This window comes from Providencia heimbachae ATCC 35613, assembly GCF_001655055.1.
Lineage (GTDB): Bacteria > Pseudomonadota > Gammaproteobacteria > Enterobacterales > Enterobacteriaceae > Providencia > Providencia heimbachae.
The window spans coordinates 97451-124184 of sequence record NZ_LXEW01000047.1; the positions used below are offsets into that span (position 1 = coordinate 97451).

Annotated in this window: 24 protein-coding genes and 1 other RNA gene; 21 read left to right on the plus strand and 4 right to left on the minus strand. The window is 38.4% G+C overall.

The window, feature by feature from the left end:
• The first annotated feature begins 76 nt into the window (after nt 1-76).
• The 14 genes from lpdA to M998_RS16725 all read left to right on the plus strand — a co-directional run bounded on the left by lpdA (nt 77) and on the right by M998_RS16725 (nt 15345).
• Nucleotides 77-1504: a dihydrolipoyl dehydrogenase gene (gene lpdA, locus M998_RS16665; RefSeq protein WP_111750932.1), complete on the plus strand. Its 1428-nt coding sequence runs from the start codon at nt 77-79 to the stop codon at nt 1502-1504.
• A gap of 80 nt (nt 1505-1584) precedes the next feature.
• Nucleotides 1585-1707, plus strand: coding sequence for a hypothetical protein (locus tag M998_RS19950; protein ID WP_269459835.1), 123 nt, complete (start codon nt 1585-1587; stop codon nt 1705-1707).
• 234 nt (nt 1708-1941) lie between these two features.
• Nucleotides 1942-2226 carry a hypothetical protein gene (locus M998_RS16670; protein WP_068909893.1) on the plus strand — a complete coding sequence of 95 codons (285 nt, stop codon included), beginning with the start codon at nt 1942-1944 and terminating at the stop codon, nt 2224-2226.
• A gap of 539 nt (nt 2227-2765) precedes the next feature.
• Entirely contained in the window at nt 2766-5363 is a 2598-nt protein-coding gene (gene acnB / locus M998_RS16675; protein ID WP_068909894.1) for a bifunctional aconitate hydratase 2/2-methylisocitrate dehydratase, read from the plus strand.
• A gap of 883 nt (nt 5364-6246) precedes the next feature.
• Complete coding sequence (locus tag M998_RS16680; protein ID WP_068445641.1) at nt 6247-6873, plus strand: fimbrial protein; 627 nt, start codon at nt 6247-6249, stop codon at nt 6871-6873.
• A 56-nt stretch (nt 6874-6929) separates the two neighbouring features.
• Complete coding sequence (locus tag M998_RS16685; RefSeq protein WP_082913044.1) at nt 6930-7610, plus strand: hypothetical protein; 681 nt, start codon at nt 6930-6932, stop codon at nt 7608-7610.
• A gap of 39 nt (nt 7611-7649) precedes the next feature.
• Entirely contained in the window at nt 7650-8303 is a 654-nt protein-coding gene (locus M998_RS16690; RefSeq protein ID WP_068909896.1) for a hypothetical protein, read from the plus strand.
• Between the two features lie 41 nt (nt 8304-8344).
• Nucleotides 8345-10771, plus strand: coding sequence for a fimbria/pilus outer membrane usher protein (locus M998_RS16695; protein WP_068445637.1), 2427 nt, complete (start codon nt 8345-8347; stop codon nt 10769-10771).
• A 41-nt stretch (nt 10772-10812) separates the two neighbouring features.
• A complete protein-coding gene (locus M998_RS16700; protein WP_068445636.1) occupies nt 10813-11499 on the plus strand; it encodes a fimbria/pilus chaperone family protein in 687 nt (228 codons plus the stop codon).
• Between the two features lie 43 nt (nt 11500-11542).
• Nucleotides 11543-11893: a helix-turn-helix domain-containing protein gene (locus M998_RS16705; protein ID WP_068445635.1), complete on the plus strand. Its 351-nt coding sequence runs from the start codon at nt 11543-11545 to the stop codon at nt 11891-11893.
• A gap of 349 nt (nt 11894-12242) precedes the next feature.
• Nucleotides 12243-12608, plus strand: coding sequence for a YacL family protein (locus M998_RS16710; protein ID WP_068909927.1), 366 nt, complete (start codon nt 12243-12245; stop codon nt 12606-12608).
• 141 nt (nt 12609-12749) lie between these two features.
• A complete protein-coding gene (gene mscS, locus M998_RS16715) occupies nt 12750-13622 on the plus strand; it encodes a small-conductance mechanosensitive channel MscS (protein ID WP_068445629.1) in 873 nt (290 codons plus the stop codon).
• Between the two features lie 209 nt (nt 13623-13831).
• The gene (argO, locus tag M998_RS16720) at nt 13832-14452 is read left to right on the plus strand and encodes an arginine exporter ArgO (RefSeq protein ID WP_068445628.1); all 621 of its coding nucleotides are present in this window, start codon (nt 13832-13834) and stop codon (nt 14450-14452) included.
• A gap of 158 nt (nt 14453-14610) precedes the next feature.
• Entirely contained in the window at nt 14611-15345 is a 735-nt protein-coding gene (locus M998_RS16725) for an oxidative stress defense protein (RefSeq protein WP_068909898.1), read from the plus strand.
• On the opposite strand, the gene M998_RS16730 is transcribed toward M998_RS16725, so the two are convergent.
• Entirely contained in the window at nt 15342-16256 is a 915-nt protein-coding gene (locus M998_RS16730) for a LysR family transcriptional regulator ArgP (protein WP_068445625.1), read from the minus strand. The two genes, M998_RS16725 and M998_RS16730, sit on opposite strands and share 4 nt — an antisense overlap.
• Nucleotides 16257-16542: 286 nt before the next feature.
• On the opposite strand from M998_RS16730, the gene rpiA reads away from it, so the two are divergent.
• Together rpiA and serA are read left to right on the plus strand one after the other, a co-directional pair.
• Complete coding sequence (gene rpiA, locus M998_RS16735) at nt 16543-17202, plus strand: ribose-5-phosphate isomerase RpiA (RefSeq protein ID WP_068445623.1); 660 nt, start codon at nt 16543-16545, stop codon at nt 17200-17202.
• A 406-nt stretch (nt 17203-17608) separates the two neighbouring features.
• Nucleotides 17609-18859, plus strand: coding sequence for a phosphoglycerate dehydrogenase (serA, locus tag M998_RS16740; protein ID WP_068909899.1), 1251 nt, complete (start codon nt 17609-17611; stop codon nt 18857-18859).
• A gap of 51 nt (nt 18860-18910) precedes the next feature.
• Here serA and M998_RS16745 read toward each other — a convergent pair whose 3' ends face one another.
• From M998_RS16745 to zapA, 3 genes are all read right to left on the minus strand, one after another.
• Complete coding sequence (locus tag M998_RS16745) at nt 18911-19501, minus strand: 5-formyltetrahydrofolate cyclo-ligase (protein ID WP_068445619.1); 591 nt, start codon at nt 19499-19501, stop codon at nt 18911-18913.
• Nucleotides 19502-19651: 150 nt separating this feature from the next.
• Nucleotides 19652-19833: non-coding RNA, 6S RNA (gene ssrS / locus M998_RS16750), on the minus strand.
• 110 nt (nt 19834-19943) lie between these two features.
• Entirely contained in the window at nt 19944-20273 is a 330-nt protein-coding gene (zapA, locus tag M998_RS16755) for a cell division protein ZapA (RefSeq protein ID WP_068445616.1), read from the minus strand.
• A 213-nt stretch (nt 20274-20486) separates the two neighbouring features.
• On the opposite strand from zapA, the gene M998_RS16760 reads away from it, so the two are divergent.
• The 5 genes from M998_RS16760 to gcvT all read left to right on the plus strand — a co-directional run bounded on the left by M998_RS16760 (nt 20487) and on the right by gcvT (nt 26663).
• The gene (locus M998_RS16760) at nt 20487-21065 is read left to right on the plus strand and encodes a YecA/YgfB family protein (RefSeq protein ID WP_068445615.1); all 579 of its coding nucleotides are present in this window, start codon (nt 20487-20489) and stop codon (nt 21063-21065) included.
• A 164-nt stretch (nt 21066-21229) separates the two neighbouring features.
• Entirely contained in the window at nt 21230-22546 is a 1317-nt protein-coding gene (gene pepP / locus M998_RS16765) for a Xaa-Pro aminopeptidase (protein ID WP_068445614.1), read from the plus strand.
• Nucleotides 22547-22573: 27 nt separating this feature from the next.
• The gene (gene ubiH / locus M998_RS16770; protein ID WP_068909901.1) at nt 22574-23752 is read left to right on the plus strand and encodes a 2-octaprenyl-6-methoxyphenyl hydroxylase; all 1179 of its coding nucleotides are present in this window, start codon (nt 22574-22576) and stop codon (nt 23750-23752) included.
• A gap of 24 nt (nt 23753-23776) precedes the next feature.
• Entirely contained in the window at nt 23777-25006 is a 1230-nt protein-coding gene (ubiI, locus tag M998_RS16775) for an FAD-dependent 2-octaprenylphenol hydroxylase (protein WP_068909903.1), read from the plus strand.
• A 562-nt stretch (nt 25007-25568) separates the two neighbouring features.
• Nucleotides 25569-26663, plus strand: coding sequence for a glycine cleavage system aminomethyltransferase GcvT (gene gcvT, locus M998_RS16780; RefSeq protein ID WP_068445607.1), 1095 nt, complete (start codon nt 25569-25571; stop codon nt 26661-26663).
• The last annotated feature ends 71 nt before the right edge of the window (nt 26664-26734 follow it).

Below are 26734 nucleotides of genomic sequence, written 5' to 3' on the forward strand. Positions count from 1 at the left end.
GCTTTTAGTGTGTACTTTCCCAGTAGAAAATTCGTTTATTCGGCTACCCTGCTGGACAAAACAAAAAGAGGTCATGATGAGTACTGAAATAAAAGCCCAAGTCGTTGTACTTGGAGCAGGCCCTGCAGGATATTCTGCGGCTTTCCGTTGCGCTGACTTAGGTTTAGAAACTGTTTTGGTTGAACGTTATTCAACTCTAGGTGGAGTTTGTCTAAACGTAGGTTGTATCCCTTCTAAAGCTTTACTGCATGTAGCAAAAGTCATCGAAGAAGCAAAAGCCTTAGCTGAGCATGGTATCGTTTTTGGTGAACCAAAAACCGATATCAATAAAGTTCGCACATGGAAAGAAAAAGTTATTAACCAACTGACTGGTGGTTTGGCGGGTATGGCCAAAGGCCGTAAAGTTAACGTTGTTAACGGTCTTGGCAAATTTACAGGCGCTAATACTCTGGTTGTTGAAGGCGAAAATGGCAGCACAACTATCAATTTTGATAATGCGATCATTGCAGCAGGTTCACGTCCAATTCAATTACCATTCATCCCACATGAAGACTCACGTATTTGGGATTCTACCGATGCGTTAGAACTGAAAGAAGTTCCTGAGCGTCTATTGGTTATGGGTGGTGGTATCATCGGTCTAGAAATGGGAACTGTGTATCATGCACTGGGTTCTCAAATCGATGTGGTTGAAATGTTTGACCAAGTTATTCCAGCTGCTGATAAAGATGTTGTTAAAGTATTCACTAAGCAAATCAGTAAAAAATTCAACTTACTGTTAGAAACGAAAGTGACCGCTGTTGAAGCGAAAGAAGACGGCATTTATGTTTCAATGGAAGGTAAAAAAGCCTCTGCTGAGCCACAACGTTATGATGCGGTATTAGTTGCTATCGGTCGTGTGCCTAATGGTAAAAACTTAGATGCAGGCCAAGCAGGCGTTGAAGTTGATGACCGTGGTTTCATTCATGTTGATAAACAAATGCGTACTAACGTTCCTCACATCTTTGCTATCGGCGATATCGTTGGTCAACCAATGTTAGCACACAAAGGTGTTCATGAAGGTCACGTTGCCGCTGAAGTGATCTCGGGTCTGAAGCATTATTTTGATCCAAAAGTGATCCCATCAATTGCTTACACTGAGCCAGAAGTTGCTTGGGTTGGTTTAACAGAGAAAGAAGCTAAAGAGAAAAACATCAGCTACGAAGTTGCAACGTTCCCATGGGCTGCATCAGGCCGTGCAATTGCATCTGACTGTGCTGAAGGTATGACTAAGCTGATTTTTGACAAACAAACTAACCGTGTTATCGGTGGTGCGGTTGTGGGTGTTAACGGTGGTGAATTACTCGGTGAAATTGGCCTAGCAATTGAAATGGGTTGTGATGCAGAAGATTTAGCGCTGACTATTCATGCTCACCCAACACTGTACGAATCAATCGGTATGGCTGCTGAAATTTATGAAGGTAGCATCACTGATTTACCAAATGCAAAAGCGAAAAAGAAAAAATAATTTCTTAAGTCGCATTGATAAATGGTCTCTTTAGTTGACTGTTTGTCATGAAAATTGATAAAAGCCAATGTGGAAACACATTGGCTTTTTACGTTTATGTTGGAAAAGATCTTTCAAATTCAGATAAAGTTGAATTAGGTGGGGCGGGTTCAGTTATTCCTCCCGAATGGGATCCTGACGACAGTAACAATAGTGACAGGTAATTAAGCATTTCTGATAGACGATCTGTTCATTCGCTTAGGGAGCAAGTTAGATTGCATGAAGAAAAATTAACTGCTTATAAGCGTAATCCAGATGCATTTGATAATTTAGGTCACCTAAAAAATGCTCCAAATACCATAGCTAGACAAAAAATTATTGACGGTCGGATTAGGCATTGAGAACACGAAATTAAAATATTTAAAGAAAATATAAATAAAATTAAAAAAGGATAAATTATGAACATAGAACTCAATGTACTTAAAGATACGATTAATACAATCTTCGATGAAATGAAAGCGCACGGAATAGAGAGCATTAAGCTGGATTCTGATTTTTATTGGAACTTACCAGCAGAATCTCTTTATGATATTTATAATGATCCACAACAGCTAGACATAGGGCAGTTAGAAGATGATTATAGGACGCTATACGAGGCTAAAGAAAAAGATATTTTAGTCCGCTACAATTTAAAAAATATCTCAGCGATTCTTCGATATTTAGCAGAGAAAGATCCTGAATAGTTCTTTTTATCTATTTTTGTAATTCTAGAGTCTGAATTTTTCTAGACTCTTTCTTTATTGCTTCCCTCACTAATCCGATTGAACTTAAAAGACCATTAAAATCCATAAAATCCTTTAATAAAATTAAAACCAATCGCAATGATTTACCTTATCAATTAGTAATATAAATAAAATTACGGTAATAAATATAATTTGTGATGTCTGAAGAGAAAACCCACAAAATAGGGTGCTTTAAATGCAGAAATGCATTATAAAAAGTATGGTCTTTTTTACTTTTTATGATTATTTATAATCCCTTAAGTTAAAAAATGACCTGTAATTAAGTGTTAAGACTTGAAGTTAGTAGATGAATGTTGCTTTCTTGTGAATGAATTAACATTTCGTTTAAATTCTGCTATGCTGAGAGCCCGAAGCTGGACATAATTTTACCGCCATTGAGATTATGCGAGCAAGTTCCTCTGACCTGGCACCGGATGATTATTTTTTCAGCATGGTGCGGACAGCCGGGTATACAATTACAATGAAGCGAGGAGAACGTCGTGCTAGAAGAATACCGTAAGCACATAGCCGAGCGTGCCGCACAAGGGATTGTCCCTAAACCATTAGATGCGTCACAAGTAGCTGCACTGGTAGAGTTACTAAAAAACCCACCCAAAGGTGAAGAAGATTTCTTGTTAGACCTGCTAACCAACCGCGTCCCCCCTGGTGTTGATGAAGCAGCGTATGTCAAAGCTGGATTTTTAGCCGCAGTCGCAAAAGGCGAAACATCCTCTCCCCTAATCTCCCCTGAAAAAGCAATTGAATTGCTAGGTACAATGCAGGGTGGATATAATATTCATGCACTGATTGATGCTTTGGATGATACCAAGCTTGCACCAATCGCTGCAAAAGCACTTTCTCATACCTTGCTGATGTTCGATAACTTCTATGATGTAGAAGAGAAAGCAAAGGCAGGAAACGCGCATGCTAAGCAAGTTATTCAATCATGGGCCGATGCCGAGTGGTTTACGCAGCGTCCTGCGCTAGCAGAAAAAATGACAGTCACTGTATTTAAAGTTACTGGTGAAACCAATACCGATGATTTATCACCTGCACCAGATGCATGGTCACGTCCCGATATTCCATTGCATGCGCTTGCAATGTTGAAAAACGAGCGTGAGGGTATTGTGCCTGATGAAGCCGGTAATGTTGGCCCAATCAAACAAATAGAAGCGCTAAATAAGAAAGGTTTTCCTCTCGCCTATGTTGGTGATGTTGTCGGTACTGGCTCTTCACGCAAGTCTGCAACTAACTCAGTTCTGTGGTTTATGGGTGACGATATTCCATTCGTGCCAAATAAACGCGGTGGTGGTGTGGTGCTAGGCAGTAAAATCGCCCCTATCTTCTTTAATACTATGGAAGATGCAGGTGCGCTACCTATAGAAGTGGAAGTATCGAAACTGAATATGGGTGATGTCATTGATATCTATCCATTTAAAGGCGAAGTACGCAACCATGAAACGGGTGAATTGCTCGAAACCTTTGAACTGAAAACGGATGTGTTGATTGATGAAGTTCGTGCAGGTGGGCGTATCCCATTGATTATTGGTCGGGGATTAACCAGTAAAGCACGTGAATCATTAGGTTTAGGTACAACGGATATATTCCGTCATGCTAGATCTGTAGCACAAAGTAATCGCGGTTTCTCATTAGCTCAAAAAATGGTTGGTCGTGCATGTGGCCGTTCAGGTATTCGCCCTGGTGAATACTGTGAACCTAAGATGACATCGGTTGGCTCACAAGATACAACGGGTCCAATGACGCGTGATGAGCTGAAAGATCTAGCTTGCCTTGGTTTCTCTGCTGATTTAGTGATGCAATCTTTTTGTCATACCGCCGCATATCCTAAACCTGTCGATGTAACAACTCACCACACATTACCTGATTTTATTATGAATCGCGGTGGTGTTTCCCTGCGTCCGGGCGACGGAATTATCCACTCTTGGTTAAACCGTATGTTATTACCAGATACTGTCGGTACTGGTGGTGACTCACATACGCGTTTCCCAATTGGTATTTCATTCCCAGCAGGGTCTGGCTTAGTGGCATTTGCTGCTGCAACGGGCGTGATGCCGTTGGATATGCCTGAGTCGGTATTAGTACGCTTTAAAGGTGAAATGCAACCGGGAATTACGCTGCGTGATCTCGTTCATGCTATCCCATTGTATGCGATTAAAGACGGTTTACTGACCGTAGAGAAAAAAGGTAAGAAAAATATTTTCTCTGGTCGTATCTTGGAAATTGAAGGTTTACCTGAGTTGAAAGTTGAGCAAGCATTTGAACTAGCGGATGCTTCAGCGGAACGTTCTGCGGCAGGCTGTACTATCAAACTGGATCAAGCACCTATTATTGAATACCTGCAATCAAATATTGTTTTATTAAAATGGATGATAGCGGAAGGTTACGGTGATCGTCGTACAATAGAACGTCGTATTAAAGGCATGGAAAGTTGGTTAGCAGATCCTCAATTGCTTGAAGGCGACGCAGATGCTGAATATGCGGCAGTTATTGAAATCGATTTGAATGACATCAAACAACCTATTCTGTGTGCGCCAAACGATCCAGATGATGCGCGTTTATTGTCTGATGTTCAAAATGAAAAAATTGATGAAGTCTTTATCGGTTCTTGCATGACGAACATCGGTCATTTCCGTGCTGCTGGTAAATTGTTAGATTCGCATAAAGGTCAATTGCCAACACGTTTATGGGTTGCGCCACCAACGAAGATGGATGCGGCTCAGTTAACAGAAGAGGGCTATTACAGCGTCTTTGGTAAGAGTGGTGCACGTATTGAAGTTCCGGGTTGCTCATTATGTATGGGTAACCAAGCACGTGTAGCTGATGGTGCAACAGTTGTATCGACATCAACCCGTAACTTCCCTAACCGTTTAGGAACCGGGGCTAACGTTTACCTTGCCTCAGCGGAATTGGCTGCGGTTGCTTCTCTGTTAGGTCGACTACCGACACCAGATGAGTACCTACAGTTTATGAACAAGGTTGAAGAAACGGCGGAAGATACTTACCGTTATTTGAATTTTGATCAGCTTGCTCAATATACTGAAAAAGCAGACGGTGTTATTTTCCAAACAGCAGTTTAATTGTATAGCGGTATTACCGGCGTAAAGTCGATAATACGTTAAGGCAATAAAATAAATAAAAAGCCAGATTGAATTTTCAATCTGGCTTTTTTGTTTATTTTATATGTCATATTTCGATTGTATTTTTATCGATTAAATTGGAATTATTTTTTACTTTTATTATTTTTATATCAGAATTAGATTAGAAAAGGTAGTCGGAAGTATACGTTAAAATCTAATTATATAGTAAAAAGACAATCGATAATTGATGGTCATATACTTGAATAGTTATTTATATTGTCAGTTACACCTATAATGTGTAACTGGTTTTCGAACTATTAGAGTGAGATTTATTCTATTTGTGTGGAAACCTATTATTTATTAAAGGTTTTATTTTTAACCTTTTACACTTTAAAACGATAAGTGGTTGGTTTATATGGTAAGTTAAAATCTTCTTGTAATATTATGTCAAGATTAAAGCCCCGAAAAAACACGTTTGATGAGTATATATGTTATATATTATTATTAAAATAAATAATACGATTAATTTAAAATTAAGTACTTTATTACCATTCTTTTTTGTACATCTTTAGTGTTAATGATGGTTAGAGCAATATCATTAAACGATGTACTAAATTTACTTGTTTGTTTTGTATGGTGAAATATATTGAAATATTATGTAATAATTTAAAGTATCGATATTAATGCATAATTGTACTAATGTTAAATTTAATATTTTATGTTTATAATACTGGCCATCTGATTAATTAATGTGATGGGAATTAATTCACTTTTAGTCGATATGAAAACAAATGAAAAATACTTCTATTTATTAACCTATTAATTTATAGGTTAATAAGTTTATTTTGTTTGTTTAAATATAATTTTTATTTAGGATTAAATCATGTTTAAAAAAACAATTATTGCATTATCTTTAACTTTTGTTTCAAGCGCTGCATTATCAGCGGCTCCTGTTGCTAACTTAAAAGTAGTTGGTACGATTGCACCTCCAACTTGTAGTATTCAAGGGCAGAATGAAGTGGATTTTGAATATGTTTTTACTATCTCACCAGAAATGTTTCCATTATCAGGTAATTTAACTGTTGATGGGAAAAGAAATAATATTGAAGTTATTTGTGATGCAGCGACTTATTTAACCTTTTCATCTACAGATAACAGAGCCGATTCAGCTTTAATTGTATCGAATACCAATTTTGGATTAGGCTTATTTGATACCGATAAAAAAATTGGTAATTACATTATTACAATGAAAAATGCTACCGTGAAAGCAACCCCAACTGATAATGCACTAGCAGTCGGGATTTCTAATGGAGCCACTTATAACACACTACTTAATGTTGATAAAACAAAAAAATTAGGTTGGGCAACATCTGTTAGTGCTCTGAAAGCGGGTCAAGTGTTTGCTGCTGATTTTGATGTTACACCGACATTGAATGCGGCATTAAAATCTAGCTCAGGTGAAGCTAAACTAGATGGTCATGCAACCTTAGCATTTGCATTTGCACTTTAAAATTAAAAAGAATAGATATATCGCTATATCTATTCTAATTTATTGAGGGTTATGGTTTGAAAATTAAAAAAATTATTTTATCTGCGATGTTGGTTTCACCTACGGTATTTGCAAATACATCTGCGAATATTAATGTATTAGGGGAGATTAAACCGCCGACTTGTTTAATTAATGGTGCGAGTCAATCCGATATTATTTTTTCATTACCAACGATTTCACCAAAATTTTTATTGAAGTCTAGTAGCTATGATTTATCTAAACTTGAAAAAGTTAAAAAAGAAATTACTGTTATTTGTGATGCGGAAACGTATTTAACGTTTAAAACATCAGATGCTTATGCAAGCACAGGGAGTAGTATGTCTCAATATCCATATTATTTCTCATTAGTCTCATCTAAAGAAACGGAAAAATCTATTGGTTCGATTTTGTTTTCATATACTGATATTAAAGTAGATTCAAATAAGGCTTATATTTCTGCAGTATTGCCATCAGGTAACACTAATGTAATGGTGTTATATAAGAATGCATTAACAGGTTGGTCAAAATCAGAAAATGATTTAGCATCGAATGCTGAATTATTTAAAGTATTAAAGTCAGGAAAGGTTTTTGCTTTTTCAATAAATAATGAGGCGACATACATCGATTCAATTGATAGATTGACCGCTTCAGGAATTGATCTTGCCTCTGAAGTTAATTATCAAGGAGAAGTTGTTCTTACGTTTAATTTTGGTGTATAAATAATTATATTTTTTAGTTGTTAATTGGTTGAGGTATATATGCATTTATTTAGCGCAATCACAGCTAAAAAATCATCGATTCTATTCTTGTGTAATTTTTTTTTTAGTGATTTTGTATATTCGTATAGTTTGCAAAATAGAAATATTAATGCAGAAATAGAATCACCTCCATCATGTGAGATAATTATCCCTGATGGTGGGCAGTATCAATTTAATCAGATACATGCTCGCCTATTTCATGCAACAAAAAAAATGGAAATACCTGAGGTCGTAAAAACATGGCAGGTTGTTTGTAATACCTCAATTCAATTATCAGTACGATTTTCTGATAATAGAGTGGATACATCATCGATAGGTATTGAAAATAATTTTGGATTGGGTCAGGTTAATACTCATGGTAAATTAGGTAATTATCAACTAATACTAAATCAATTTAAAGTTGATGGGGATTTAGTAGGTTTAGGTGCGATTAATAATATAAGTCAATCAAAAACAACAAAAGGTTTAACTGTATTAAAAAATGAAAGTTATACATGGTTAAATAGCGATAACTCATTATCAGTTGGAAAGGTTTTTTCACTTAATATAGCCGTTAAGCCTATTTTGAATAACCTTACAGAAACAAATGGCCCAATTATTGATGGTGCTGATTTTGACGGTAGTGCAGATATTATATTTTCATTTGGAATTTGATTTTTACTATTAAAAAATTAATTAGGAAATAAGAAACGATAATGTATAAGAAAAATAAAATTTCTTATTGCTACCCATTTTTGATTTTTATTGCTCTGTATATAAATAATGCGATTGCATCTAAAGTGGAAAATAGGACTGAAGCACCTTCGTCAGTATTAACTAACTTTGATATTGATTCACTTAAATCATTAGGATATGGAACTGAGGTTGCCGAATTTTTTATGAAAGGTAATCAGTTTTTACCAGGAAATCATGATGTTACTATAAAGCTGAATAGTAGTGCTGAATATACAGAAAATATAGAAATCAATGAAAATGGTGAGCTTTGTATTAATGATAAATTGATGACAAAACTAAAATTAAAAAAAATTAATTTATTGGAAGGATGTAACCCTTTTCAGCAGGTATTTCCAAATGGCCAAATAATACTGCATCCTAGTAATTTTAAAATCGATCTCATCGTTTCAGAAAATTATCTAGATCCTAAATTACAGGGACGTGAGCTAACTTATGGTGGCTTTGGTATTGTCAGTAATTATCAAATGTATGGTATGGAAATTAATGGAAACTATAACCAAAGGTTCTATCAAGGTGAATTTGAAACAGGGCTAAATTGGAATAATTGGATTTTGAGAAATAATAGTAGCATGTCAGTGGGAGACTCTCGTTCAGAATACCAATTTAATGAAACTATTTTATCACGGAGTATTGAAGCTATTAATGCCCAAATCGAGATGGGACAACTGAATATTCAAGGTGCTTTTTTTGGTGGAACACCAATTGATGGTATTCAGGTATATTCTGATAGTTCTTTGCAATCGACGAGTAATTTAGTAGTGCCAATTACGGGGTTTGCCAGTTCACCTTCAACGGTTGAAGTGCAGCAAAATGGCCGATTATTATATCGAACAATTGTAGCTGCTGGGGCTTTTGAGTTAAATAAAATTAATAATGTCGTCATTGGAACGCCTTTAGATATTACGGTGGTACAGGATAATGGCGAACAGCAGAAGTTTCAGGTTGTAACTGCTAACCAAATGAATGGAGTGTCATCACCAATATCTTATTTGTTTAGCTCTGGGCAATATCGTAGTCGTGGTGAGTCAAAGGTAGAAAAACCGCTCATCAGTAGTGCAGAGATGAGCATGCAGAATAAATACGCAAACTATATTGCTGGCATGCTTTATTCTGATAAATACCAAGCAATGAGTGGGCGCGTAAATTCATCCTTTGGCGTATTGTCACCAATTACGGGTGGTTTGGGTATCCAAAGTAGCCGAAATAATAAAAAACGTGGTGAACAAGTTGATTTTAATACGTCAATTGCTTTTGACAAAACGTCAGTTGGAGCATCTGTATTATATCGAACAAATCAGTTCCCAACGCTTGAGAGTTCACTATTAAAAGATACGCATGAAATAGATGTTAATGAACAAACCAACAACTGGTTTAGCGGAGAATTGCAGACTTCCTCTTCATTATTTGCAAGTTGGGGAGATATTACTTGGGGAAGGTTTAGTAGTAGCTTTAGCCATAATCATTTTTATGACAATAAGTCTGATACGGTTTCTTATTCTGTGGGTTATGGTAGAAAAATTGCAGATGTTTCTTTGAATGTGAATTACCAAACAGGAGATGGCCAAGATAGTCGAGTTTTTATTAATGCCTCAATGCCATTAAGTAAAAAAAGTAATATTAGTATTCAGAGTCAGCATTACCAAGATAAAACAATGACGATGGCAAATTATAATCAGCGAGTCAATGATAACTGGCGTTATTCCGTGGGTGTTGGCCGTAACGATGGTACACAAATTGTTAATGGTAGCGTTAATAATACCAACGCTTATAGTAATATCGCTATTACAGGTTCAATATTACAAAATAATACACGCTCTTTAATGGCTTCTGCTTCGGGTGGGTTAGCTTATTCAAATGGATTGTTTGCCACATCATCAGTACCAATAGGAGATACATTTGGGATTGTTTATATTCCTAATGAATCAGGAGTAAGAGTTAATTCATTAGGTAGTGGTACAACAATAACAAATCATTTTGGTACAGCTGCAATTTCATCGTTACCTGAAAATAAACAATCTACGGTGCAGTTGAATACGGAAAACTTACCTCTTAATGTCCGTTTAGATACCACTTCTTTTGATGTGGCAGTCGCGAGAGGATCTGTAATAACAAGAGAAATTAACTCAACCAAAATGAGACAGCTATTACTTAGTATTAAAATGCCAAACGGTGAGTTTGTCCCTTTTGGTGGAAGTGTTTTAAATAAAACCAGTGATTATATGGGCACTATTATGGGGGAAGGTAATTTACTGTTAAGTAATGAACAGATTGGTAAGGATATTATATTAAGATCGCCAAATGCTGATGATTGCATTATCAAATATACTGTACCTAAAGATTTTTCACCTGAGTCATTATATGAAGAAGCTGAAGCAATTTGTCATTAACTTCAGTATTAAGTATTTTAAAATTTAAATTAGAGGCTGTAATGAAAAAAATTATATCGACTATAACTTTATTTTTAATCGTTTTGGCTAGCTTTTCTGCTAAAGCTAGCTTTCAACTTGAAACAATGACAGTAATATTAGATGCAGGAGAAACTAGAAAGGTATTTAATGTTAAAAACACCACCAAGGAACCTATTTTATTATCGACAAAAGTCTCTGACCTTGATGGTTCTAAGCCAATGGCAAAGGATATAATGGTATCACCACCGATTATTCGTATTGAACCAAATGAAAGCCAGCAAATTAACTTTGTTTTGAAGCAAGGTATTGATTTAAAACAAGAGGAAATTCTGAAAGTCTCTTTTCAAGGTGTGGGTGCGAGTAAGAAAAATTCTGCCAAGATGCCTATACGTCAAGATATTGCGATGTTAATTTCACCTGCAAACTTATCGGTAAACCAAAAGCCTTGGGATAATGTGAGTGCTAGCCAAAAAAATAATGAATTAACATTGCAAAATAAGAGCGATCAGGTTGTGCGACTGTCACCTTCAGTTACTGCATTACCGAGCGAAGAAGTATATTCAATTGGTCAATTTTATCTTCGTCCAAATGAAAGTAAAACAATTGAAGTAAAAGGGACTGTACAAGAAGTAACGTTTTCGCCTTTAAGTCGCTATGGCTTTAAACTTGCTGAAAATAAAACTATAAAAGTAAGCATGAATAAATAAAGACTAATTTATACTATTTGATATTTAAAAAGTTAACCTAATTATGAATGATAAAAAAATAATGATAGCTTCGAATAATTTCTATTCGTCTATCATTGGTGGTGAAATAAGGAAAGTACGGAAATTACGTATGTTATCGGGAACCAAAGTTGCTAAAAGACTTGGCGTATCCCAGCAGCAATATTCACGATATGAATGTGGTATTTGTTCTATATCAGTAGATATGTTATTTAATCTTTTATATATATTGGAATATGATTTAAATTATTTTTTCACGCAAGTAAGCTTAAGTATTAAAAATAAAAATAATGATATATATAATGATCTTGGGACTGTTCTTAATTTAGCAAATACACATAAAGATATTGAAAGTTATTTTTATAAAAAAGAATAAGAATAATATTGGCTAGTGCCGCTATCCGTTTATATGTCCCTAAAAATATCAACATTTTATGGTTAAATGTACGGTAGTACTGCATCTAATGAACCGAGGATGGAGAGGTGTACTTTTGGTTCAAATTCCTTGCTGTATTGATGAAGATCGATTTTTGTTGGACAAATTGCCAAATATCCCCTTATTCACTAGAGCTATTGTGGCTATAGGGAGCCTGTTTTTTAGTCGACAGGCGTATTTTTGGTCAATAATAGCTAATTTAATCGAGCACTCAGGGAATACCTCTCAACAATACGGCTTTTCTCACGTTATAATTAGCCTTAACGAAGTAAGCGTGGGAGATAAGCAGATGGACTACCAATTTTTTCAGGATATAACCGGAAATATCAGCGCGAAATTTTCAATGGACCACGAAGCTATTGGTCATTGGCTAAATGAAGAGATTAAAAGTGATCTTAGTATGTTAGATTCCATTGAACAAAATTATGAAAAAATAAAGGGCAGCGAGAATCAGTGGGAGCTTATTGGTCATGAGTACACTCTCATATTAGATGATGAAGAAGTGATGATACGAGCAAATTTATTATCATTTGAAATCGATGGTTTAGAAGAGGGAATGAGTTATTACGATAATGAAAGTGTTGCCTTCTGTGGTATTGATGATTTTATTTTAATGCTAAAAGATTACCGAGAGTTTGTAATCGAAAACCGATAGTATAAGTTTTTTTTATTGATTTATTTTATATTTTCACCAATTGCCGCTATTATTTGTGCTGTATTACTCAATGGTTAGTATTATGAGTTATGCAATTGAAGTTTATACTCACAAAATGATTGAATTCGAAGGGATGAAAATATGAATACTGATGATGTTACAGGCGCGTTGAACAATGCAACGAATTGGTTTGCAGCAAATCAGGATCTGTTAGTTCAATATGTAGTGAATATCGTTGCGGCAATCTTAATTTTAATCGTCGGTATGATGATTGCGAAAGCGGTTGGGCGCGGTATTCATCGTGTTATGACGATGAAAGGGGTTGACTCAACCGTCAGTGATTTTTTATCAGCAATTGTACGCTATACCATTGTTGCATTTACCTTGATTGCAGTACTAGGCAAAATAGGTGTTCAAACAGCGTCTGTTATTGCTGTTATGGGTGCGGCGGGATTAGCGGTTGGTTTGGCATTACAAAACTCTTTAGGTAACTTCGCAGCAGGCGTATTGCTAGTGGTCTTTAGACCATTAAAAGCGGGAGAATATGTCACTATTGGTGCTGTAGAAGGGACTGTACAGAATGTGCAGATATTTTCGACAACCTTAAGAACTGCGGATGACCGTATCATTGTTATTCCAAATGGTAAAATTATTGCAGATAACATCATTAACGTTTCGCGTGAACCAAATCGTCGTCAAGATATCATTGTTGGTTTAGCTTATGACTCAGATATTGATGTCGTTAAAAAAGTATTAGGCGATATTGTTGCTGCGGATACACGTATTCAACATGACAAAGGTGTGACTATTCGTTTACATGATATGGCTCCGTCTTCATTAAACTATTTAGTCCGTTTTTGGACAACCAATGGTGATGCATGGCCAGTCTATTGGGATTTAATGGAAGAGTTCAAACGTGCATTGGATAAGCACCAAATTGGCATTCCGTTCCCACAAATGGATGTTCATGTTCATCCACAAAATGTAAATGTGAATAAAATATCTGCTGAATAATTTACTGCAATTAATAAACTACGGAACCTAAGATAATGGGTTCCGTTACCCTACCAATTACCCTTCTACTTTTCCTTATTTTATCGACTTTAATCAGCATGAACCTGATAAGTAATACTTATGCCTTATAAGAGATAATCATTTCAACTTATAATTTTTTATCCGTAATATTCAAGTCTTAGTGTTGAATAATTATTTGGAAATTATGCATGTTTACGATCTATTTTCAGGGAGCTTTATTAGGTGCTGCAATGATATTGCCTCTAGGGCCACAAAATGCTTTTGTTTTACAGCAAGGTAGTCGAAAGCAGTTTCATATGATGAGTGCATTATTATGTGCTTTGAGTGATACCTTATTAATCATTGCAGGTGTTTTTGGTGGAAGTGCTTTATTGAGTCAGTCCGAAATATTAATGCAGTTAATTACATGGGCAGGGGTAGCATTTTTACTTTGGTATGGTTATGGCGCATTTCGTACTGCAATGAGTCCTGACAATGTTATTTTTCAAGTGGAAAACCGTATTATTACGCGCTGGAAAGTGGTTATCACGCTTTTTGCGGTTACTTGGTTAAATCCTCATGTTTATTTAGATACTTTTGTGGTTCTAGGTAGTGTTGGAAGCCAGTTAGAAAGCCAATTACGACCTTGGTTTACCGCAGGCGCATTAACAGCATCATTTGTTTGGTTTTTTGTTCTAGCAATGTTAGCGGCATGGTTTTCTCCTATATTAAATAAGCCCCGTTCACAACGCATTATTAATCTTTTTGTCGGAAGTGTTATGTGGTTTATTGCATTCCAGTTAGCAAAGCAAGGGGTAGGATATTTATAATTTAGCCTTATTCTGAATCGTACTTTCATTCACTTGTGTTAATGTTAAAGATGTTCAGGGAAGGTTTGTCATGAACTTTCCCTTTTTTATTCGCGTCATGCTTCGAGTACAGTATTGTTTAACTGACTTTGTGACGTAAAAATCTGATTGGAGGTTCTGTGAAATTAAAATCTTTAGTTCTTGCTGCCATGATGGCAGGTGTTGCGGTTCCTACCATGTCATTTGCTAACCCGCTTCCTGAAGGGCCGCATATTACAACATCCGGTAACTCGGTTATTAAGGCGACGCCAGATATGGCGACCCTGAACATTAATGTGAGTGTGACTGAAAAAGATGCAGCAGCAGCGAAAGCCGGTGTGGATAAACGTGTTGCCGAATATTTTGAATTTTTGAAGAAAAACGGTATTGATAAAAAAGATATTAATGCTGCGAATGTACGTACTCAGCCTAAATATGACTATAGTAGCGTAAAACAAAAATCGACAATTGAAGGTTATGTTGCAACCCGTACTGTTGAAGTGAAAGTTAACAATTTAGAGCAGCTTAATTCATTGCTGGATGGTGCTTTGGCGGCAGGCTTAAATGAAATTAGCTCAGTAGAGTTTGGTGTTGTTAATCCACAGCAATATCGCAATGAGGCTCGTGAAAAAGCTATCCAAAATGCAACGGAACAAGCGAATGCGTTAGCGAAAGGATTCAATGTACAACTCGGTCCTGTGTATAGCATTAACTATAATGCACCAGCCGCAGTGCCATTTCCTGTCGCATTAAGAAGTGCGGGCGCGCCGATGAAAGCAATGGTAGCTCAAGATCTCAATGTGAATGAGACCTATGAGCAAGAAAGTATTAATTTTAATGACCAAGTTGATGTTGTTTTTGAATTAAAACGTTAATTTTCAATGGGTAACCCATCTTCTTGTTTTAACATCTGGCGTCCTGTTTTAAGTAGGGCGTCAGTGACTTTCTTCATTGTACGGCTTTCAGGGGCAAACCGGTGCCAATACAGCATACGGCGTTGACATAAACCCGGGGTTAAATCGACCAATTCACCATTTTTTAATTCATTCGCTATCTGTAGGTGCGGGATCATGCAACAGGTAGAGCCTTGTTTCGCCAATTGTACAAACGCTTCTGATGAATTGACGATATGGCAAGGTACGCTTCCTGGTGATAAGCCAAAATTTTGCTGAACAAAAGCTTGATGCATATCGTCTAAGTGGTCAAATGCGACAGCAGGGGCTTTAAGGAGTGACGAGCGAGTGACGCCATCAGGAAAATACTGTGCTGCGAACCCGGGGGAGGCGACAAAGAGATAATCGAGTGCGCCAAGTTTATCAACGACACAACCGGGGAGTGCTTGCGGTTGGATACTGATAGCACCAACAACTTCGCCTCGCCTTAAGCGTTCTTGGGTGCGAGTTTCATCTTCCACTTGGATATTCAAGCGAATCGGGCTATTGATTAATACTGGATTAAGAGCAGGTAGCAGCCATGTGGCTAAGCTATCGGCGTTGACTGCAAGGGATAAAAGTAAAGGTGTTGAGCCCCCATTTTCATCTCCTAACCACTGTTCTTCTAGTAATTCAACTTGATGAAGCAGCGCTAATAGTTTTTGCCCTTGTTCAGTTGGGTGCGGCGGTACTGTTCGAACCAGCAATGGCTGCCCAAATAGATTTTCCAGCTGCTTGATGCGTTGTGAAACAGCAGATTGGGTGATACACAGTTTTTGAGCCGCTCGCTCAAACCCTCGTTCACGAATGACGGCATCCAGTGCTTGCAACGCGCGGTAATCAGGGCGCTTCATCGAAAAATCTCCTTTTTGTTATTCTACTAAGCACTATGCCATAATTTTTAATCTAGCACTTGAATATATTGTAGATATGTCTTCAATCCTTCAAGTAGCTTGAGAGGTGTTTAGTTGTTTTCGTTTGATACCCACAAGTAAATCGAATTATTTGAAGTTTGGGCAGTAAAACTCAAGAAGTAGAGCACAAACTTTGCTAACAAAACTGCAACTCGTCAGTTGTCCGGTATATACTAGTATTATTAAACCTTAATGATGACTTAATTTAATAGTGGAAGGCATGAGTATGACTCAGGAAGAATTAAAGAAAGCGGTAGGTTGGGCAGCATTAGAATATGTCAAACCGGGTACGATTGTTGGTGTTGGTACAGGTTCAACGGCATCTCATTTCATTGATGCACTAGCAACAATGAAAGATAAAATTGAAGGCGCAGTATCGAGCTCTGAAGCATCGACTCAAAAGCTTAAATCACTGGGTATCACTGTATTTGATTGTAATGAAGTTGATTCATTAGATGTTTATGTTGATGGCGCGGATGAAGTCGACAACAATATGAATATGATTAAAGGTGGTGGTGCTGCCTTAACGCGTGAGAAAATTGTTTCGGCTATTGCAAAAACATTTGTGTGTATTGTGGATCAATCTAAACTCGTTGATGTATTAGGTAAATTTCCATTACCAGTGGAAGTGATCCCGATGGCGCGTAGCTACGTTGCTCGTGAGCTGGTTAAGTTAGGAGGCACGCCTGAGTATCGCCAAAATGTGGTCACAGACAATGGTAATGTTATCCTTGATGTTTATAATTTAAGCATTGTTGACCCCGTTGCTTTAGAAAATAAAATCAATGGGATCGCAGGTGTCGTGACTGTTGGCTTATTCGCTAATCGTGGCGCAGATGTTGTGCTGATGGGAACAGCTGAAGGTGTGAAAACCATTAAACTTTAGTCGTCATTAAGCGGTAGGTTGTTTATTTCCTACATGCATCTTGAATATAACGCCAAATTAATCATATTTAATAAGCCAGATAATCAATTGATTTCTGGCTTAATTGTTTTTATCTATAAATTTAACATTAGTGAATTAATTTCCGGTATAACATCGACTTTGAAATTTATTTTAATTTTTTTAATTTGAGCTAATTTCGGTGATATATGTCACATTAATAGGCTTACTGTAGGCAAAATTCTTATTTTGTGTTACCAACCCTGATTTTCTACCATTTAACTTCTTTTTCTTCGCAGTTTTTAGAGTGTCTTAGGCAAACGGTTGTATTGATACTGCGCCATTTTTTGTTATGTTGTTAGACGGAAGATTCATCTGTCATAAATTAAAGCACGATAGGGTAGGGGAAATGGTTAAGGTATCTTTGCACAAAGACAAAATAAAGTTTTTACTGCTAGAAGGTGTACATCAAAGCGCGGTGGATAACCTCAAAGCAGCGGGTTACACTAATATCGAATATCATAAAGGCGCGTTATCAGACAAAGAATTAAAAGAAGCAATTAAAGATGCGCGTTTTGTCGGTATTCGTTCTCGTACTCATCTGTCAGAAGACATTTTTGCCGCGGCGGAGAAATTAGTTGCGGTAGGTTGTTTCTGCATTGGTACAAACCAAGTTGATTTGGATGCCGCCGCTAAGCGTGGTATTCCTGTTTTCAACGCACCTTTTTCAAATACACGTTCCGTTGCGGAAATGGTGCTAGGCCAATTATTACTGCTGCTGCGCCGTATTCCTGAAGCGAATATGCAAGCTCACCGTGGTATTTGGGATAAACAAGCGAAAGGGTGTTTCGAAGCCCGTGGTAAACGCTTAGGGATTGTGGGCTATGGCCACATTGGTACTCAATTGGGTATTTTAGCTGAAGGTATTGGGATGGATGTCTATTTTTATGACATCGAGAACAAATTACCTTTAGGTAATGCCACTCAAGTACGCTCATTAACTGAGCTATTGAATATGAGTGACGTTGTCAGCCTACATGTGCCAGAAACACCAAGCACAAAGAATATGATAGCGAAAGAACAATTCGACCGTATGAAGCCTGGTGCAATTTTTATTAACGCGGCTCGCGGTACTGTTGTTGATATCCCGGCTTTGGCTGCAGCGCTAGAAAGCAAACATTTATCCGGTGCGGCGGTGGATGTATTCCCATCAGAACCTGCGACCAATAAAGACCCTAACGACCCATTTATCTCTGAACTAATTAAATTCGACAACGTGATCCTGACGCCACATATTGGTGGTTCAACGGAAGAAGCGCAAGAAAATATCGGTCTAGAAGTGGCGAGTAAATTAGCGAAGTACTCTGATAACGGTTCAACACTTTCAGCGGTTAACTTCCCTGAGGTTTCGCTGCCAGTTCATACTGAAGATACTAACCGTTTATTACATATCCATGAAAATCGTCCGGGTATGATGAATAGCATTAACCAAGTGTTTACTGACAATAATATCAATGTAGTCGGGCAGTATTTGCGTACAACGGGGAATGTCGGCTATGTGGTTATTGATGTTCTAACTAATAAACCTAGCCAAGCGGATGATGCGCTCGTTAAATTAAAAGAACTGCCAGGCACAATTCGTGCGCGTTTGTTGTTCTAATAATTTAATCGCTTAATTAAAGTTGGTTTCAAATAAATATGGTGCTGAATATTACCAGCGCCATATTTTTTTTGGGGTAATAATTTCAGGTAATGGAATATCCCAATGGGCAACCGGTAGTGCATCAACCTGTTGGCAATCATGGGCAAGGCCGATAGGGTAAAAGCCTTTAATTTGCCAGTTAGCGAGCGTTCTATCATAGAAACCGCCACCCATACCTAATCTTTGACCTTCATTATCAAAAGCAACAAGTGGGATCATCATAACATCGAGATGTTCAAGGGGTAATACACAACGTACATCCAGCGGTGGCTCTTCAATATTAAAGCGATTTTTGACGAGGGATGTCTCTACGCTATAACGTAAAAAAAGTAAGTTATGTCGATTAAAAGGATGTAAAACCGGAAGGTAGACATTTTTTTGTTGTTGCCACAATGCGGTAATGAGCGGCCTAGTATCAATTTCCCCATCAAAAGAGAGAAAAAGTGCGATATTTTTTGCTTGAATAATACGTGGATGCTGTAGCGTATTGTGCATTATTTGTTGAGCAGCGAGATGTTGTTGCTCTGCAGTTAGATTCCGGCGAGTAGCCCGAATGGATGATCGTATCTGTTGGCGTAGGGTAGAAAGCTTATCTTGCATAGAGACGGTTCCATAAAGATAAATAGGCTCGTTATACTTGATTGTATGAATTAATCATATAAGCAAATGTTCTAATGAGTATATCGTAAAAATAGGATGATTTATGAAAGATAACGGAAGAGAAAATAATAATTCGATTGAATCGAATTAGGGGTCTCCAAGATGCCGTTGTAGGCTGATACCCTTGAACCCTTGGTTCAAGGTGAACGCAGCTTAGCTAACCTTTAGGCTTCCTGACGGATCAGGCATGCTCACCAGCGCAATAACCGCATTCTGTCTAGTCTAAATATCGGCTCAGGGGACTCGCCCACTAACGAGCATCTCAGAGAAATTTGGTTTGAGAACTTATCGTTACTCAATGACTTCATTGTACGAAACTATATTTAAAATGCAAGCCTAAATTTGTTTTATTTTCTTACTAGTGCCTGATTAATAAGCAAATTTACTCTAGAGGCAATACCTGCCTCTCAGTAATCTTCACCTGATCGTATAATGCTTGTTCTATTGTATTTTGCAACATCTTTATTTTTTCTTCCATATTATATGCATAATCTCGCGTCTTTGTCTTTTCTTGTGCTAATTCGTGGCAGACGTTTAATGCAACAATAAAAATAAGCTGTTCTGTATTCGTTACACCGCTTCTATCTTTCAGATTTTGTAAGCGTTGTTCAAGTTCTTTTGCTGATTCTAATAATGCTTCGCTTTGCTCTGCTGGACAATTGACGCGCATTGAGCGTCCAAAAATCTGAATGTCTACGGGTTGTGCGGACATGAAACCTCCATACTGAATCGGTCTCGCCATAAAATAAATTATGTTTGGCGTAAAGTTGTTAATTGCGCTTGGCTTATGCTTGGAACGGCATTGTTGCTATTTAAAAACCGAGTTAAAAGCGACGAATAATTGTTCAACCAAAAAGCATGCTAGTCTAGCGACTATCCTTGATGGTAGCATATCATGAATCATAAGCTAACATGACGAATTCGGATGTCTATACAAAAATCTTTACCAAACTATGAAACGTTGGACAAACTGCTCCAACAGCACTCAATAGCACTCACCGCAGCAGAGATCCATGGTTTAATAACTGGGTTGATTTGTGGTGGAAGTCGTGACCACGGCTGGCAAACGCTTGTGCATGATCTTGCTAACGACGGCTTAGCATTTCCTCAAGCCGTGGCTCAACCTTTACGTGAACTCTTTGATACGACATTTGAAGCGCTCGATGACAGCGAATTTTCTTTTACAATGTTGTTTCCTGATGAAGATGCATCAATATTTGACCATGCAGATGCACTTGCGGGCTGGGCTAATCATTTTTTACTTGGTGTCGGTGTCGTTCAACCTAAATTGGCGGATAAAAAAGAGATTAGTGAAGTTATCACTGATCTGCGAAATATCGGGATGCTTGGGTACGATGAAGACGAAGACCAAGAAGAACTTGAGCAGGCTCTGGAAGAGGTAGTTGAGTACGTTAGAGTTGCTGTTCAGCTTTGTTATATTGCATTAATAGAGCCAAAAAAAGGTGTTACCGTGGTTGAGAATGACAAACCCATCCTCCACTAATCAAAAATAGCGTTGTGTTTTGAAATCAGCCGCCATTTTCCATACGTAAATCATGGTGGCTAATCGCATAACTTAATTTATTTTGAGTAGTTACTATTAGATTACGACAGCTAATCAAATGGAGACAACTCAATCTAACCATTTAGACAAGAAGGCAACACGGTATGAATAAACAGGAATTTGTTTCTCGTCGTAACGCATTATTGGCTCAAATGAAGCCTGCGAGTGCAGCCATTATTTTCTCTGCGCCACCTGCGCAACGTAACGCGGATTGTGAATATCCTTATCGCCAACATAGTGACTTTCTTTATCTAACGGGATTTAGCGAACCAGAAGCGGCATTGGTGCTAATTAAAAGCGATGAAAAACATAGCCATACTGTTCTTTTTAACCGTGTGCGTGACTTAACCGCTGAAATTTGGTTCGGACGTCGTCTTGGGCAAGATGCTGCGCCGGAAGCATTAGGTATCAATAAAGCATTACCGTTTGATGAAATTGATGAACAGCTTTATCAACTACTTAATGGGTTGGATGTGGTTTATCACGCTCAAGGTGAATTTGCTTATGCGGATAAACTGGTTTTTGATGCACTAGACACATTACGTCGTGGTAGTCGCCGTAATTTAAAAGCACCACAAACGCTGATTGACTGGCGTCCAATCGTCCATGAAATGAGACTGTTTAAGTCAGAAGCCGAAATTGAAACAATGCGTAAAGCAGGGGAAATCTCCGCGTTGGCACATATTCGCGCGATGAAAACCTGTCAACCAAATATGTATGAATATCAGCTATGTGGCGAGATTGAACATGAATTTACTCGCCATGGTGCACGCTTCCCATCGTATAACACGATTGTTGGTAGTGGTGAAAATGCTTGCATTTTACACTACACCGAAAATGAAAGTCGCATGAAAGACGGCGAGTTGGTATTAATTGATGCAGGCGCTGAATTTGATGGTTATGCCGGTGATATTACGCGCACGCTTCCTGTAAATGGTAAGTTTAGTTCCACTCAGCGCGAGATATATGACATTGTATTAAAGTCATTAAATACCGCATTAGAGTTATATCGCCCAGGAACAAGTATCCATGAAGTGACTCAGCAAATTATTCGCATCAAAGTTGAAGGGCTAGTGGCTTTAGGTATTTTACAAGGCGATGTCGATCAATTGATCGAAAACAAAGCATATCAGCCATTCTTTATGCATGGTTTAAGTCATTGGTTGGGGCTAGATGTTCATGATGTTGGCTTCTATGGTGTCGAAAGAGACCGTATCTTAGAGCCAGGAATGGTATTAACGATAGAACCAGGGCTTTATATTGCCCCTGATGCCGATGTACCACCACAATACAGGGGTATCGGTATTCGTATCGAAGATGACATCGTTATTACGGAAAATGGAAATGAAAATCTAACCGCTTTAGTGGCTAAAGACCCAGATGAAATTGAATCATTGATGGCTGAAGCTAAAAATGCTTAGTAAGCTACAAAAGGTAATAAACAGCGCATGAATGTGATTATTGTTGGTGGTGGAATGGCTGGCGCAACATTAGCTTTAGCCATTTCATCTCTGAGCCAAGGAAGATTATCGGTTTCGCTAGTCGAAGCCTCTTTACCGGAAGGCAAACATCCGGGGTTTGATGCGAGAGCCATCGCATTAGCACATGGAACTTGTCAGTATTTATCTAAAATCGGTATTTGGCCGGCTTTTGCTGACTGTGTAACACCGATTACTCACGTTCATGTATCCGATAGAGGGCATGCGGGTTTTGTTAACATTGAAGCGAATGATTATCATATTCCTTCACTGGGTAATGTCATTGAACTGCACGAAGCAGGGGCTCGTCTATTTTCATTATTGCGTAAAGCACCCGGAGTCACATTATATTGCCCAGCTAAAGTCGAGAATGTGCATCGTAGCCAAGAGCATGTGACGGTTACACTCGATAATGGTGAAGAAATCAGCGGTGAGTTATTGATTGGTGCAGATGGTAGCCATTCGGCGATTGGCAAGGCCTGCAATATGCAATGGGATGAGGATGATTACGGTCAAGTCGCTATCATTGCGAATGTGAAAACATCGATAGACCCAAAAGGTCAAGCGTTTGAACGTTTTACCGAGTTTGGCCCTTTAGCTTTGCTGCCTATGTCGCAAGGGCGCAGTTCATTAGTCTGGTGTCATCATCAAGAACATACAGAGACTATCAATGAATGGAACGATGAGACTTTCACTCAAAAATTACAGCAGGCATTTGGTTGGCGGCTAGGCAAGATATTGCTTGCGGGTAAACGAAATAGTTATCCATTAGTACTGAGAAAAGCTGTGAATCCAATTAGCCATCGAATGGTATTGGTTGGTAATGCAGCACAAACATTGCACCCTATTGCGGGACAGGGCTTTAATCTAGGTATTCGTGATGTGATGCAGCTCGCTGAAACGGTGGTCAGTGCACACAAAAGTAATCGCGATATTGGTGAGTATTCCTTGTTAAATCAGTACCAGCAAATTCGTGCCGCCGATAGAGAAAAAACCATTACTATGACTGACGGCTTGGTACGCGTATTTGCGAATCGTTGTTTACCTTTAATTGTTGGCCGAAACTTAGGCCTAATGGCAATGGAAATGTTGCCGCCTGTTCGTGATATTTTAGCTCGCCAAACACTTGGTTGGGTTGCTCACCAATAACCACGAAACAAAAAGGAAAAAAATATGCAATCGTTTGATGTGGTTATCGCGGGTGGAGGTATGGTGGGATTAGCACTAGCCTGTGGCCTTGAAGGCAGCGGGTTACGCATTGCCGTTATTGAAAATCATCCCCCTAAAACACCATTCTCTGCTGATCATTCCCATGGCTTGAGAGTGTCAGCAATTAATGCAGCCAGTGAAAAATTGTTAACACATTTAGGTGTTTGGCCGGCGATTAAAGGTATGAGAGCCTCTCCCTACAGTGGTATGGAAGTATGGGATAACGACAGTTTTGGCCGAATTTCTTTTTCAGCAAAAGATAAAAATCTCGCCCATTTAGGGCATATTGTTGAAAACCATGTAGTACGTGAAGCGCTATGGCAAAAAGCATCCCAATTACACGATGTAACGTTACTCTCACCATCCACTATCCAAAAAGTGGTATGGGGTGAAAATGATGTTTTTATCACTTTAGATGATGACAACATGCTAACGGCTCGGCTCATTGTTGGTGCTGATGGTGCAAATTCATGGTTACGGAGCCACGCAGATATCCCGTTAACTTTTTGGGATTATGAGCACACCGCATTGGTTGCGACTATCAGGACCGAGCTTCCTCATGAAGGGGTTGCAAGGCAAGCTTTTAATGGCGAAGGCATTTTGGCCTTTTTACCGTTAAGTGAGCCACACCTTTGTTCGATTGTTTGGTCTCAGCCAGCGACCGAGGCAGCAAGACGCCAAGTACTTGATAAACTTGATTTTGAAAAAGAGCTGACGGTCGCTTTAGATGCACGCTTAGGCCTATGTCGTCTTGAAAGTGATAGGTTTACTATTCCTTTGACGGGGCGTTATGCAAGGCAGTTCGCTGCTCAGCGTCTCGCATTATTAGGGGATGCGGCACACACTATTCACCCACTTGCTGGACAAGGGGTAAACCTTGGGTTTATGGATGTTGCTATGCTGCTTGGTGAAATTAAACGCTTACATCGTGAAGGGAAAGATTTTGGCCAATATCTTTACTTGCGTGATTACGAACGCAGTCGTAAGCATAGTGCCGCAGTGATGTTAGCCGGTATGCAAGGGTTTCGCGAATTATTCGAAGGTAATAACCCAGCGAAGAAATTATTACGTGATATCGGGCTCGTTCTGGCCGATAGCCTACCGGGAGTTAAACCTCAGCTACTTAATCATGCAATGGGGTTGTTTGATATGCCTAAATGGTTGGAACAACTGCAAATTGAAGCAACGGAATAAGCATTAACACTTATCACTTATACTCAAAATAATTCCACATGAAGAATGGCGGGTATATGGGTGTGGGGAGTGTGACTTCCCATGCCTTTTTAATTCATATCAAATATCCTCAACACCTCCGATCGCAGTATGTTATTTAATCTAAATAATCATGTTTCTTTATTTTATAATTTCTCATTTTTTAATAAATGACTGAGAAAAACTAATTACATTCGATTTTCGCATTAGTTTTACTAATTTAATGTGAAGGTTACTATTTTTTTTACTGTCGGTAAATTTTAATAATCTGCTTATATTTTCAGCATATCTAGACGAAATATAAGGTTATTGAGTGATCGTTCTCAATTATTTAACAAAAAACACTGGATCATTTCGGGTTCAATCAGTAATACAGAGGGTTAGTAGCCCTATTTTTTTTTATAGTATCTGATTTCGAACAATGGTAATTTTTAATGGTATGTTATCGTTTGCGTCGAACTGGAAAGGTGCAACTATCCGTAAATGACTTGCACACAAAACGACGTAATCACCCTGTCATATGAATAATGTAAAGAGGGTATTCATGGTAAAGCAAACAACACTATATGATGAGCATATAGCCTGCGGTGCGAAGATGGTGGATTTTCATGGCTGGATGATGCCGTTGCACTATGGTTCGCAAATCAATGAACATCATTTTGTCAGAACCGATGCAGGGATGTTTGATGTTTCCCATATGACGATTGTTGACCTACATGGCGAAGGTTGCCGTGATTTCCTACGTTACCTCCTCGCAAATGATATTGCCAAATTAACCGATAAAGGCAAAGCCTTATATAGCGGTATGCTTAATGCATCTGGTGGTGTCATTGATGACCTCATTGTTTACTATCTTGAAGATAATTTTTATCGCTTAGTGGTGAACTCCGCAACCCGTGATAAAGATATCGCATGGATAGAACAACATGCTAAAGGCTATGCGGTAGATATCCGTGTTCGTGATGACCTTGCACTGCTTGCCGTTCAAGGCCCTCAAGCAATAGAAAAAGTGCATTCATTGCTGACCAATGAACAATGCTTAGCCATTCAGGACATGAAGCCATTTTATGGTGTTCAAACCGGTGATTTCTTTATTGCAACGACGGGTTACACGGGTGAAAAAGGTTATGAAATTGCCATGCCGAAAACGCAAGTAATCGAGATTTGGCGCAAACTTGTTAAAGTCGGTGTGCACCCTGCAGGCCTTGGGGCGAGAGATACGCTTCGCTTAGAGGCCGGAATGAATCTTTATGGGCAAGATATGGATGAGACTATCTCGCCGCTTGCCGCTAATATGGGATGGACTATCGCTTGGAAGCCTGAAGATCGTCAATTTATTGGTCGGGAAGCGTTAGAAAAGTTACGCGAACAAGGAACTGAAAAACTTGTCGGGATTGTAATGCGCGATAAAGGCATACTGCGGTCAGGGCAAGTGATCCGGTTTACAGATGAGCTCGGAAAACTACAAGAAGGTGTCATCACGAGCGGTACGTTTTCGCCAACCCTTGGTTTTAGTATTGCATTGGCTCGTGTGCCAAATGGAATACAAGACAAAGCCATTGTTGAGATCCGTCAGCGAGAAATGCCCGTTGAAGTGGTAAAACCGGGTTTTGTCCGAGAAGGTCAACGCTTAGTTTAATTTTTGCTTAAAAAATATAAAGGTACTCAAAAAAATTCCAGTGAAAACGGATGAACAATGAGTATCAACTT